Source organism: Ruegeria sp. YTSA144 (assembly GCF_059610125.1).
Map to the genome: position 1 here is coordinate 1 of NZ_JBXWNA010000019.1, position 11,358 is coordinate 11,358.

The following is an 11,358-nucleotide window of genomic DNA, read 5'->3' on the forward strand; positions in this document are numbered from 1 at the left end:
GCAGGCCTATATCCTGGCGCCTCAGCGTCTGGCTGTTGGTGACAAGGTCATCGCGTCGGCGAAAGCTGACATCAAGCCGGGCAACGCAATGCCCTTCTCGGGCATGCCCATCGGTACCATCGTCCACAACATCGAGATGAAGCCCGGCAAAGGCGGTCAGATCGCACGTGCGGCCGGTACTTACGCTCAGTTCGTTGGTCGCGATGGCGGCTACGCTCAGATCCGTCTGAGCTCGGGCGAGCTGCGCATGGTCCGTCAGGAATGCATGGCGACCGTCGGTGCCGTGTCCAACCCCGACAACAGCAACCAGAACCTCGGCAAAGCCGGTCGTATGCGCCACAAGGGCGTGCGCCCGTCGGTTCGTGGTGTTGCAATGAACCCGATCGATCACCCGCACGGTGGTGGTGAAGGTCGTACCTCGGGTGGCCGTACGCCGGTTACGCCTTGGGGTAAGGACACCAAGGGTAAGCGTACCCGCAACAAGAACAAAGCGTCCCAGAAGCTGATCATCCGCTCGCGGCACGCCAAGAAGAAGGGACGTTAATCCATGTCTCGCTCTGTTTGGAAGGGTCCTTTCGTCGATGCTTACGTGCTGAAAAAAGCCGAAGCAGCGCGCGAATCGGGCCGCAACGAAGTCATCAAGATCTGGTCGCGTCGTTCCACCATTCTGCCCCAGTTCGTGGGTCTGACCTTTGGTGTGTACAATGGCCAGAAGCATATCCCGGTAAACGTCACGGAAGACATGATCGGTCAGAAGTTCGGTGAGTACTCGCCGACCCGGACCTATTATGGTCACGCCGCAGACAAAAAAGCGAAGCGGAAGTAAGTCATGGGCAAGGAAAAGAACCCCCGCCGCGTGGCTGAAAACGAAGCAATGGCGAAAACCCGCATGCTTCGCACCAGCCCGCAGAAACTGAACCTGGTTGCGCAAATGATCCGCGGCAAGAAAGTTGAAAAGGCTCTGACCGACCTGACTTTCTCGAACAAGCGTGTCGCGCAGGACGTCAAAAAGTGCCTGCAATCCGCAATCGCGAATGCCGAAAACAACCACAACCTGGACGTCGATGAGCTGATCGTCGCCGAAGCATGGGTTGGCAAAAACCTGGTCATGAAGCGCGGTCGTCCGCGTGCCCGTGGCCGTTTCGGCAAGATCATGAAGCCGTTCTCGGAGATCACCATCAAGGTGCGTCAAGTTGAGGAGCAAGCCTAATGGGACATAAAGTCAATCCGATCGGCATGCGCCTTCAGGTCAACCGCACCTGGGACAGCCGCTGGTACGCTGACACCAAGGATTACGGTGATCTTCTGCTGGAAGACATCAAGATCCGTGAGTTCATTCAGAAAGAGTGCAAGCAGGCCGGTGTTGCACGTGTGATCATCGAACGTCCGCACAAGAAGTGCCGCGTCACGATCCACACCGCACGTCCGGGTGTCATCATCGGCAAGAAAGGTGCAGACATCGAAGTTCTGCGCAAAAAGCTTGCTGGTATGACCGACAGCGAACTGCACCTGAACATCGTCGAAGTGCGCAAGCCCGAGCTTGACGCGCAGCTGGTTGCCGAGTCGATCGCTCAGCAGCTGGAACGTCGTGTTTCGTTCCGTCGCGCAATGAAGCGCTCGGTTCAGAACGCCATGCGCATGGGCGCCCTGGGTATCCGGGTGAACGTCGCTGGCCGTCTGGGCGGCGCCGAAATCGCACGGACCGAATGGTATCGCGAAGGCCGCGTGCCTCTGCATACCCTGCGTGCCGACATCGATTACGCACATGCCGAAGCGATGACTCCTTACGGGATCATCGGGATCAAGGTCTGGATCTTCAAAGGTGAGATCATGGAGCACGATCCGCAGGCACGTGACCGTAAAGCACAGGAACTCCAGGACGGCCCTGCACCTCGTGGTGCTGGTGGCGGTCGTCGCTAAGGAGGGAAAGATATGCTTCAACCAAAGCGTACTAAATTCCGCAAGATGCACAAAGGCCGGATCAAGGGCGAAGCCAAGGGCGGCTCTGATCTGAACTTTGGCACCTACGGTCTGAAAGCCCTGCAACCCGAGCGCGTCACCGCACGTCAGATCGAAGCTGCACGTCGTGCCATGACCCGTCACATGAAACGTCAGGGTCGTGTCTGGATCCGTATCTTCCCCGACACTCCGGTCACTGCAAAGCCGATCGAAGTTCGTATGGGTAAAGGTAAGGGTTCGGTGGACCGCTGGGTTTGCAAGGTCAAGCCCGGTCGCGTGATGTTCGAAATCGACGGCGTCAATGACGACATCGCCCGTGAGGCCCTGCGCCTGGCCGCGATGAAGCTGCCGATCAAGACCCGCGTCGTAGTTCGCGAAGACTGGTAAGCGATCCGGGAATTTCCCCGTTCGTGACAAAATTGACCCCCGTCGGGAAACCGGCGGGGGTTTTCATTTGGGGGCGCTGCCCCCGCCGCGGCAAGCCGCGACTCCCCCGGGATATTTATAGCCAGATGAAATTCGGACCCCCCTGCTTCATCTGGCAAAAAATATCCCGGAGCGCGAGGCAGAGCCTCGCAAAAGACCCATCGCAATCGTGACGAGGCTGCGTTAAGAGGGCGCTATGGCACAGATTGAATCACTCTTTGTTACCCGTCTCTATCGCGCAGCTTTGTCCGAGTTCGGTCCCGAGATCGATGCGGAAGAGTTGGAAAACTCGTGTCTTGTCATCGCCGAAGATGACGAGGCCGGGCAGCAATGGTGTGAGGAAAACGGCTATCCCGGCTATACCAGCTATGCCTCGCTAACCGATCTGCCTTGGCGGTTCCCTATCTTTGCCGATGTGGTGAAGGTACTGGATCAGCACGTTGCCGCTTTTGCCAGGGATCTGGAGTTCGATCTGGGCGAAGGCGAGTTGAAGCTAGAAGACCTTTGGATCAACATCCTGCCCGAGGGTGGCATGCATTCCAGCCACCTGCACCCGCACAGCGTGATATCGGGCACGACCTATGTGGCGATGCCCGAAGGGGCCAGTGCGCTGAAACTGGAAGACCCCCGCTCAGGCCGCATGATGGCCGCGCCAACGCGTCTGAAAGGTGGGCGGCGCGATTTGCAGCCGTTCATCTATATGAAGCCGCAGGTGGGCGACGTCCTGCTGTGGGAAAGCTGGTTGCGCCACGAGGTGCCGATGAACATGGCCGAGGACGAGCGGATCAGTGTCAGCTTCAACTACAAGTGGGAGTGAGCCCCGGTTCATGACACACGGGTCACCCCAGTGAAGCGATTGCGAGACGAACGGACGGTGCCCATTCCGGTCACGATTCACAAGAAGTTACCGATAGACCTTGCAATATGCGTCGACATGGCGTAGCAGAACCTCGCAGACGTTTTTCTATTTCGACCACTGTCTCCCGTTATTCGGCGTTCAGTCTCTCGATCCAGACCGACTACGCCACGCTGTCGCAATTCCGCGGGCAGCAATTTATTAGGAGACTACGGATATGGCCAATGGCACCGTAAAATGGTTCAACACAACTAAAGGTTTTGGCTTCATCGCACCGGAGACCGGTGGCAAAGACGTGTTTGTACACATCTCTGCTGTCGAGCGCTCGGGTCTGACCGGCCTGGCCGACGACCAGAAAGTAACATTCGACATCGAACCCGGCCGTGATGGTCGTGAATCGGCTGTGAACGTCGCTCTGGCGTAAGTCACTCAGACTTAGACAATTGAAGACGCGGCTTCGTGCAAACGAGGCCGCGTTTTGCGTTTTTGGATAACTACTTGGCCGAAACGCGCGCCCGGAACTTGGGGAAGCCAATGCAATTCCCATTTACGGAACCTGACCTGTAGGCACCATTCTTAAATTTAAGATCAAATTTCATCACACTTCCAGATGAACAACTGTCTTGCTTAGATATTATGGCGTCAAATTGAAGCCGATCGCTTGTAACCTTTCTTACCTTGATCCCTTCCGGTGTAATTCCATGAGCGGCAAGAACCTGCGGTGTGTTGTTGTTAACCGCAATATCCATCTGCCATGGCCGGCTGGAGTTGATGGTCAACGTCCATTTGCCGTCGGGGGCCGCTATGGTCGTGGATGCACAGATCTGGGCAGCGAACGTGAATGTAGCCAATTTAGAATTTTGCATTAAACACCTCACTTTTTAATTAAATGGTCGCAATAATCACAGACCGATGTTAGGTCGGCAAACACGCTGAGGGAAACACTATTTCTCCCTCTGGCCTCGCCATTGTTCCGCGGTTCGTTCCAGCGAGCGATATGGCCCGGTGCTGATTCAATTCACACGATGAAATCGGCAGAAAAACTTTCCCTTGCCACCCACCCCCCAAACCCTTATACGGCGGCATCCTGCGTGTCCCCCGGCGTTGTCGGGCGATTCGCATGTCTATCATTCATCCACCAGGTCCAAGGTGACCCGTGTACGGGGCCTTCTGGTGTTTTGAGCAAAGGAAAAAGGCGATGAACGCCCAAGAACTGCGTGACAAGACCCCGGACCAGCTCCGCGAGGAACTGGCCAACCTGAAGAAAGAAAGCTTTAACCTGCGCTTTCAACAGGCAACCGGTCAGCTGGAAAACACGGCTGGTATCAAAGCGGCCCGCCGCAATGCTGCCCGCGTCAAAACCATTCTGAACGAAAAGGCCGCTGCCGCGGCATCGGAGGAGTAATCCTATGCCCAAGCGTATCCTGTCCGGAGTAGTAACCAGCGACGCCAACGAGCAGACCGTGACTGTTTCGGTTGAACGCCGTTTCAAGCACCCGCTGCTGCACAAAACCGTTCGTAAGTCCAAGAAATACCGGGCTCATGACGAAAAGAACGCCTTCAAGGTCGGCGACACCGTACGCATCATCGAATGCGCGCCGAAATCGAAGACGAAACGTTGGGAGGTTCTGGAGGCGTAAGCCCCCAGGCCTTTCCATTTGTCGAAACCCTGGGGGAATTAACAAGACCAGCCCCCACAGGTCGGGAGAAACCACATGATCCAGATGCAGACCAATCTGGATGTCGCTGACAACTCCGGCGCTCGCCGAGTTCAGTGCATCAAGGTCCTGGGTGGTTCCAAGCGTAAATACGCCTCCGTCGGCGACATCATTGTCGTCTCGGTGAAGGAAGCCATCCCACGCGGCCGCGTGAAGAAAGGGGACGTCCGCAAGGCCGTCGTCGTACGCACCGCCAAGGAAGTCCGTCGTGAAGACGGCACCGCGATCCGCTTCGATCGCAACGCCGCCGTCATCCTGAACAACAACAACGAGCCGATCGGTACCCGTATCTTTGGCCCCGTTGTTCGCGAACTGCGCGGCAAGAACTTCATGAAAATCATCTCGCTGGCTCCGGAGGTGCTGTAATCATGGCTGCTAAACTCCGCAAAGGCGACAAGGTCGTCGTGCTGGCCGGCAAGGACAAGGGCAAAGAGGGCACCATTTCCTCGGTTGACCCCAAAGCCGGCAAAGCTGTTGTCGATGGCATCAACATCGCCATCCGTCACACCCGCCAGTCGCAGAACTCGCAAGGTGGTCGCCTGCCTCAGGCAAACCCGATCGACCTGTCGAACCTGGCACTGCTGGACAAGAACGGCAAAGCGACCCGCGTTGGCTTCCGCATGGAAGGTGACAAGAAGGTCCGCTTCGCCAAGACCACAGGGGACGTGATCGATGCTTGATAACGCAACCTACACCCCGCGTCTGAAAACTCAGTACGTTGAAACCATCCGTGCCGCTCTGAAAGAAGAGTTCGGATACAAGAACGACATGCAGCTGCCCAAGCTGGACAAGATCGTTCTGAACATCGGTTGTGGTGCCGAGGCTGTCAAAGACTCGAAGAAAGCGAAAGCTGCTGTCGAGGATCTGACTGCGATTGCCGGTCAAAAGGCCGTTGCAACCAAGGCGAAGAAGTCGATCGCGGGCTTCCGCGTCCGTGAAGACATGCCGCTGGGCGCGAAAGTGACCCTGCGTGGTGACCGGATGTACGAATTCCTGGATCGTCTGATCACCATCGCGCTGCCGCGCGTTCGTGACTTCCGCGGTGTAAAGCCTGCTTTCGATGGTCAGGGCAACTTTGCCATGGGCATGAAAGAGCACATCGTGTTCCCGGAAATCGATTTCGACAAGGTCGACGAAGTCTGGGGCATGGATATCGTAATTGCCACCACAGCGAAAACCGACGCTGAAGCAAAGGCACTGTTGAAAGCATTCAACATGCCGTTCAACGCATAAGCGCCGGGAGGATTGAGACATGGCTAAAAAAGCAATGATCGAACGCGAAAAGAAGCGCGAACGCCTGGTGGCCAAATATGCCGCGAAGCGTGCCGAGCTGAAAGAAATCGCGAATGACGAGAGCAAGCCGATGGAAGAGCGCTTCAAGGCGCGTCTGAAACTGGCGAAACTGCCGCGCAACAGCTCGGCTACCCGTCTGCACAACCGTTGTCAGCTGACCGGTCGTCCCCACGCTTACTACCGTAAGCTGAAGGTCAGCCGTATCGCGCTGCGCGAGCTGGGTTCTGCTGGTCAGATCCCCGGCATGGTGAAATCGAGCTGGTAAGGGAGACATAGATATGAATGATCCTATCGGCGATATGCTCACCCGTATCCGCAACGCGCAAATGCGCGGCAAGTCCACCGTTTCCACCCCGGCTTCCAAGCTGCGCGGCTGGGTTCTGGACGTGCTGGCGGACGAAGGCTACATCCGTGGCTATGAAAAGACGACCGGTGAAAACGGTCATCCGGCCATCGAAATCAGCCTGAAATACTACGAAGGCACCCCTGTTATTCGTGAACTGAAGCGGGTCTCGAAGCCCGGTCGTCGCGTATACATGGGCGTCAATGACATCCCACAGGTCCGTCAGGGTCTGGGTGTGTCGATTGTCAGCACTCCGAAAGGTGTGATGTCGGACGCAAACGCTCGCTCCAACAATGTTGGCGGCGAAGTGCTCTGCACCGTCTTCTAGAGGGAGGTCTGCAATGTCTCGTATTGGTAAAAAGCCGGTCGAGCTGCCCAGCGGCGTTTCCGCCACTGTGTCGGGTCAGACCATCGAAGTGAAAGGTCCGAAAGGCACCCGCAGCTTTACCGCCACCGACGAAGTAACGCTGTCGGTTGAAGACAACGTGGTCAAGATCGACCCCCGCGGCATGTCCAAACGTGCTCGCCAGCAGTGGGGCATGAGCCGCACCATGGTTGCCAACCTGGTAACCGGTGTGACGACCGGCTTCAAAAAAGAGCTGGAGATCCAGGGTGTTGGTTACCGGGCTCAGATGCAGGGCAACACCCTGAAGCTGAACCTGGGCTACAGCCACGATGTTGATTTCACTGCTCCGGAAGGTGTCACCATCACCGCGCCGAAGCAGACCGAGATCGTTGTGGAAGGTATCGACCAGCAGCTGGTGGGCGAAACCGCGGCCAAAATCCGCGAGTGGCGCCGCCCCGAGCCTTACAAAGGCAAAGGCATCCGCTACAAGGGCGAGTTCATCTTCCGCAAGGAAGGCAAGAAGAAGTAAGGACGAACACAATGGCAAACAGCAAAAGAACCCTGTTTCTGAAGCGCCGCCTGCGCGTTCGGAACAAACTTCGCAAGGTCAACGCGGGTCGTCCGCGTCTGTCCGTGCACCGGTCGAACAAGAACATTTCTGTTCAGCTGATCGACGACGTGCGTGGCGTGACCCTGGCCTCGGCCTCGACCCTGGAAAAGGATCTGGGCGTTGTTGGCAAAAACAACATCGATGCGGCGACCAAAGTCGGCGCGGCCATCGCAGAGCGTGCCAAGAAGGCAGGCGTCGAAGAGGCCTATTTCGATCGTGGTGGCTTCCTGTTCCACGGCAAGGTGAAGGCACTGGCCGACGCTGCGCGTGAAGGTGGTCTGAAGATCTAAGACCAAGCGCATCCCGAAAAGTGGGAACCGGTTTTCGGGTCAAGATGCGCAATGCCAAAGATTGCGGGCGGGTTTCGATCCGCCCCGATGATCCGGGGGCCTCGGTAACAGTCGGGGCTCACTTGGATTGAAGAAACGGTGCCGAGAGCGCCATATGAGAAAAGGGATGCCAAATGGCAGAACGTGATAACCGCCGGGGACGTGGTCGTGACCGCGACGAAACTCCGGAATTCGCAGATCGCCTGGTTGCGATTAACCGTGTGTCGAAAACCGTAAAAGGTGGTAAGCGCTTTGGCTTCGCCGCTCTGGTGGTTGTCGGCGATCAGAAAGGCCGCGTGGGCTTTGGCAAAGGTAAAGCGAAAGAAGTACCTGAAGCCATCCGCAAGGCGACCGAACAAGCCAAGCGTCAGATGATCCGCGTGCAACTGCGCGAAGGTCGGACCCTGCACCACGATATCGAAGGCCGTCACGGCGCCGGTAAAGTGGTTATGCGCACCGCACCTGAAGGTACCGGTATCATCGCCGGTGGTCCGATGCGTGCCGTGTTCGAAATGCTGGGCGTCAAGGACGTTGTGTCCAAGTCGCTGGGCTCGCAGAACCCGTACAACATGATCCGCGCCACCATCAACGGCCTGCAAAAAGAGCAGAGCCCGCGTTCGGTTGCCGCACGTCGTGGTAAAAAAGTTGCCGACATCCTGCCCAAGCGGGACGAAGCACCGGCTGCTGAAGCCGAAGCGTAAGGAGAGCGACCCATGGCAAAAACCATCGTCGTCAAGCAGATCGGCTCCCCGATCCGCCGCCCCGCCGAACAGCGCGCAACCCTGATCGGCCTGGGCCTGAACAAGATGCACAAAACCCGCGAACTGGAAGATACCCCTTCGGTCCGCGGTATGATCAACAAGATCCCGCATCTGGTAGAGATCGTCGAAGAGCGCGGCTAAGCGCAATACCTTCGAAGAACATGAAACGCCTCCGATCAATGCGGGGGCGTTTTTTCTTGCGGTTAACTGCATCTGACCTATCGTTTTGATCAGGGTCAGGCTGCTTTGGGTTCACTCAAACCGAACGCATGTTTTTGATTATCAATCTCATGGCATTCATGAATTGCGCGCGCTCAGCTTCGTTCAATACCTGTAGGGCATCAGCATTCACGCTCATAGCGGCCTCGTAGGCGCTGTTACGAAGCGCGGCTGCCTTCCGGGTCAACCAGATCAATTGAGCTCTGGCATCAGAGGGATTCTTTGTTCTTTTGATCAATCCGTCGCGCTCCATACGATTGAGCGTGTTGGCTAGGGTCGCCTGTTCGACATCGATTTTTCCAAGAAGATCTTTTTGCGTCACTCCGTCTTTGACCCAAAGCTCCAGCAAGATCGGGAATTGTCCAACAACGATACCTAACGGCGCAATGCGCTGCTGCAATTTTTTCGCAAACAATCGCGCCATGTGATTGACCAGGTATCCGGCCGAGTTCTCTTTTTCAAAGTCCATGTCTCAGATTTACACTTGAATAGCACGCTATGCAATTTTATATAGCTTGCTATGTTGTAGAATCAAAGGGAAGCGAAATGGCTCGTATCGAAGAGTTGGACAAGACCGTCTCACTGGCGGACCAAATGCAGAACGAAGAAGGGCCGGTGGTTCTGATCAACCTGTTCACGGTGGACGCGGAAGACGAAAAAGCACTGCTTGAGGCATGGTCACATGATGCAGATTTCATGAAAGCCCAGCCAGGATACATCTCCACCCAACTCCATCAGGGCATCGCGGGCAGTTCAACCTTTGTGAACTACGCGATCTGGCAGGACGTCAAAAGCTTTCGCGACGCGTTCACCCATCCTGAGTTCCAACGTCGGATTGCCGACTACCCGGAAAGCGCAGTGGCCCGGCCACATCTTCTTAGAAAACTCGCAGTCGAAAACCACTGCGTCGCCTGAAACTAAAACCGGAGCAGCCCCATGGTAAGAGCCATACACCCCATCGCCGGACTCATCGGATTTCTTACAATCCTCGTGTTCTGGACATCCACCTTGTACAGCGAGTTGTTTGCGACCCATGCGACCGTCACCGCAGTAAAATCCATGATCGTCAGTGGTCTCTTTGTTCTGGTGCCGGCGATGGTGATTGTCGGCGCGTCCGGCATGTCTCTTGGACGTCGCCGCAAAGATGCCCCGGCGCTTGCAAAGAAGAAGCGGATGCCAATCATAGCGATGAACGGGCTTCTTATCCTCGTTCCCGCCGCCATCTACCTCAGCGTAAAAGCAAACGCGGGATCCTTTGACGCCAGTTTCTATGCTGTGCAGGTCATCGAACTGATTGCAGGCGCAACCAATCTGATACTGATGGGGCTGAGCATTCGTGATGGCCGGGCAATGACGGCACGCAAAAAAAATGCGCGTAAGACGTGAAAGCAACACTTGACTGCAATGGGTCAGCGAAATGTACAGCCATTCAATAGATGCATATCGGCTAGACCAAAAGTTCCGTTGTTAGCGGTATCAAACACACCTATCTCAGCCTTGTCCAAACAAGGAACACACAAGGAAACGTCAGGGAATTCGCCCTGATTTGAGAAAGGAACACAGAAATGACAACCGCTACACTGACACATACCGGCTTCAACTTCGGCACCCGGATCAAGGACATGATCGAACGGATCAAAACGGCGCGCGCCCGTGCCGCTGAGTATCAGCGCACCTATTCCGAGTTGCAGCGCCTGAGCAACCGTGAGTTGGACGATATTGGCATCCGCCGCTGCGACATCGCAGATATCGCGCATAAGCACGTTTACTGCTCATAATCGCGGACGATCCGCAGCAAGATACAAAGGCGCCAAACGGCGCCTTTTCTGTTTCCGAGAGAAGCCCATAGATCGCCTGAGCGCCCCTCGCTGCCGAAGAACGCAACCCCTACTGTATGACGCTGTTATCGGGCCTATGCCCCCTGCTGGATGTCAAGGGGGACCTATGGCGCCATCTCAAAGCTCGTGGCTCGACCGAACATGGCAAGGCCGCAAGATGCGTGTGCGCTCTGCTTGCGCGCCAGAGGCCACCTGGCCCAATGGCCGCCTGCGGCAGCTGCTGGCGCATGACACGGGCCGAAACCACTTGAAACGCACGGTGTCCGGATTGGCATTGCACACTTGAACAGGTTGATCAGGTGGTTTTTCTTCTCCGCCTTTACCCGTGCACTGCATTGGGCTGAGCAGGCAATGCCCTGCGGGCGATACTCAGTTCAACGGGCAGCAGAAAAGGGGACGTGGCCGGTGCATGAAACCTGGGGATACGCCGGTGCAGATCAGCCCTTGCGTGTTCCAAAACCGCACCTGACGTCCAGCCATCTTTGCGGCGATCAAAAGCTTCGCGCTTAACCGTCGGCCTTCATCTCGATGTTGTGGACGATGGTACCGATGGGCATGCCCGAGAACGGCATTGCGTTGCCCGGCTTGATTTCAGCCTTTGCCGACGCGATGACCTTGTCACCAACAGCCAGACGCTGAGGCGCCAGGATATAGGCCTGT

At 56.4% G+C, this 11,358-nt stretch carries 22 protein-coding genes and 1 pseudogene; 21 read left to right on the plus strand and 2 right to left on the minus strand.

The window, feature by feature from the left end; all coding sequences use genetic code 11:
- The 18 genes from rplB (AC2FF8_RS20245) to rpmD form a co-directional block, all read left to right on the plus strand.
- On the plus strand, window positions 1–544 hold a 544-nt coding region (rplB, locus tag AC2FF8_RS20245), incomplete at its 5' end, for a 50S ribosomal protein L2 (protein ID WP_496880587.1).
- Between the two features lie 3 nt (window positions 545–547).
- A complete protein-coding gene (gene rpsS, locus AC2FF8_RS20250) occupies window positions 548–826 on the plus strand; it encodes a 30S ribosomal protein S19 (protein WP_068348022.1) in 279 nt (92 codons plus the stop codon).
- A 3-nt stretch (window positions 827–829) separates the two neighbouring features.
- Complete coding sequence (gene rplV, locus AC2FF8_RS20255; protein ID WP_039538267.1) at window positions 830–1,210, plus strand: 50S ribosomal protein L22; 381 nt, start codon at window positions 830–832, stop codon at window positions 1,208–1,210.
- Window positions 1,210–1,920, plus strand: a complete 711-nt coding sequence (gene rpsC, locus AC2FF8_RS20260) for a 30S ribosomal protein S3 (RefSeq protein ID WP_117872244.1) — start codon at window positions 1,210–1,212, stop codon at window positions 1,918–1,920. The genes rplV and rpsC overlap by 1 nt, the downstream gene beginning before the upstream one ends.
- A 12-nt stretch (window positions 1,921–1,932) precedes the next feature.
- Complete coding sequence (rplP, locus tag AC2FF8_RS20265) at window positions 1,933–2,346, plus strand: 50S ribosomal protein L16 (RefSeq protein ID WP_117872242.1); 414 nt, start codon at window positions 1,933–1,935, stop codon at window positions 2,344–2,346.
- A gap of 235 nt (window positions 2,347–2,581) precedes the next feature.
- Window positions 2,582–3,202, plus strand: a complete 621-nt coding sequence (locus tag AC2FF8_RS20270; RefSeq protein WP_496880588.1) for a 2OG-Fe(II) oxygenase family protein — start codon at window positions 2,582–2,584, stop codon at window positions 3,200–3,202.
- A 256-nt stretch (window positions 3,203–3,458) separates the two neighbouring features.
- On the plus strand, window positions 3,459–3,665 hold the full coding sequence (locus tag AC2FF8_RS20275; RefSeq protein ID WP_170347647.1) for a cold-shock protein: 207 nt from the start codon (window positions 3,459–3,461) through the stop codon (window positions 3,663–3,665).
- Between the two features lie 774 nt (window positions 3,666–4,439).
- Entirely contained in the window at window positions 4,440–4,646 is a 207-nt protein-coding gene (rpmC, locus tag AC2FF8_RS20280; protein ID WP_010437082.1) for a 50S ribosomal protein L29, read from the plus strand.
- Between the two features lie 4 nt (window positions 4,647–4,650).
- Window positions 4,651–4,881, plus strand: coding sequence for a 30S ribosomal protein S17 (gene rpsQ, locus AC2FF8_RS20285; protein WP_152459158.1), 231 nt, complete (start codon window positions 4,651–4,653; stop codon window positions 4,879–4,881).
- Window positions 4,882–4,956: 75 nt separating this feature from the next.
- Window positions 4,957–5,325 carry a 50S ribosomal protein L14 gene (gene rplN, locus AC2FF8_RS20290; protein ID WP_039523372.1) on the plus strand — a complete coding sequence of 123 codons (369 nt, stop codon included), beginning with the start codon at window positions 4,957–4,959 and terminating at the stop codon, window positions 5,323–5,325.
- Between the two features lie 2 nt (window positions 5,326–5,327).
- On the plus strand, window positions 5,328–5,639 hold the full coding sequence (gene rplX / locus AC2FF8_RS20295) for a 50S ribosomal protein L24 (protein ID WP_152459159.1): 312 nt from the start codon (window positions 5,328–5,330) through the stop codon (window positions 5,637–5,639).
- The gene (rplE, locus tag AC2FF8_RS20300; protein ID WP_170347646.1) at window positions 5,632–6,192 is read left to right on the plus strand and encodes a 50S ribosomal protein L5; all 561 of its coding nucleotides are present in this window, start codon (window positions 5,632–5,634) and stop codon (window positions 6,190–6,192) included. The genes rplX and rplE overlap by 8 nt, the downstream gene beginning before the upstream one ends.
- A gap of 19 nt (window positions 6,193–6,211) precedes the next feature.
- Entirely contained in the window at window positions 6,212–6,517 is a 306-nt protein-coding gene (gene rpsN / locus AC2FF8_RS20305; protein ID WP_010437098.1) for a 30S ribosomal protein S14, read from the plus strand.
- A 13-nt stretch (window positions 6,518–6,530) separates the two neighbouring features.
- On the plus strand, window positions 6,531–6,923 hold the full coding sequence (gene rpsH / locus AC2FF8_RS20310; RefSeq protein WP_068340741.1) for a 30S ribosomal protein S8: 393 nt from the start codon (window positions 6,531–6,533) through the stop codon (window positions 6,921–6,923).
- Window positions 6,924–6,936: 13 nt separating this feature from the next.
- On the plus strand, window positions 6,937–7,470 hold the full coding sequence (gene rplF, locus AC2FF8_RS20315; protein WP_496880589.1) for a 50S ribosomal protein L6: 534 nt from the start codon (window positions 6,937–6,939) through the stop codon (window positions 7,468–7,470).
- 11 nt (window positions 7,471–7,481) lie between these two features.
- On the plus strand, window positions 7,482–7,841 hold the full coding sequence (gene rplR, locus AC2FF8_RS20320) for a 50S ribosomal protein L18 (RefSeq protein WP_152459162.1): 360 nt from the start codon (window positions 7,482–7,484) through the stop codon (window positions 7,839–7,841).
- A gap of 173 nt (window positions 7,842–8,014) precedes the next feature.
- Window positions 8,015–8,581, plus strand: coding sequence for a 30S ribosomal protein S5 (rpsE, locus tag AC2FF8_RS20325; protein ID WP_170347644.1), 567 nt, complete (start codon window positions 8,015–8,017; stop codon window positions 8,579–8,581).
- A 12-nt stretch (window positions 8,582–8,593) separates the two neighbouring features.
- Window positions 8,594–8,782, plus strand: a complete 189-nt coding sequence (rpmD, locus tag AC2FF8_RS20330) for a 50S ribosomal protein L30 (RefSeq protein ID WP_005621828.1) — start codon at window positions 8,594–8,596, stop codon at window positions 8,780–8,782.
- A gap of 115 nt (window positions 8,783–8,897) precedes the next feature.
- Here the strand turns inward: rpmD and AC2FF8_RS20335 are convergent, their stop codons facing one another.
- On the minus strand, window positions 8,898–9,329 hold the full coding sequence (locus AC2FF8_RS20335) for a MarR family winged helix-turn-helix transcriptional regulator (protein ID WP_425080017.1): 432 nt from the start codon (window positions 9,327–9,329) through the stop codon (window positions 8,898–8,900).
- Between the two features lie 77 nt (window positions 9,330–9,406).
- On the opposite strand from AC2FF8_RS20335, the gene AC2FF8_RS20340 reads away from it, so the two are divergent.
- The 3 genes from AC2FF8_RS20340 (at window position 9,407) to AC2FF8_RS20350 (ending at window position 10,638) form a co-directional block, all read left to right on the plus strand.
- A complete protein-coding gene (locus AC2FF8_RS20340; protein ID WP_170347642.1) occupies window positions 9,407–9,775 on the plus strand; it encodes an antibiotic biosynthesis monooxygenase family protein in 369 nt (122 codons plus the stop codon).
- Between the two features lie 21 nt (window positions 9,776–9,796).
- Window positions 9,797–10,246, plus strand: coding sequence for a hypothetical protein (locus AC2FF8_RS20345; protein ID WP_496880590.1), 450 nt, complete (start codon window positions 9,797–9,799; stop codon window positions 10,244–10,246).
- Between the two features lie 179 nt (window positions 10,247–10,425).
- On the plus strand, window positions 10,426–10,638 hold the full coding sequence (locus AC2FF8_RS20350; RefSeq protein ID WP_170347640.1) for a DUF1127 domain-containing protein: 213 nt from the start codon (window positions 10,426–10,428) through the stop codon (window positions 10,636–10,638).
- Window positions 10,639–11,216: 578 nt separating this feature from the next.
- Here the strand turns inward: AC2FF8_RS20350 and rplB (AC2FF8_RS20355) are convergent.
- A pseudogene (gene rplB / locus AC2FF8_RS20355) lies at window positions 11,217–11,358 on the minus strand (50S ribosomal protein L2); the annotation flags it as partial.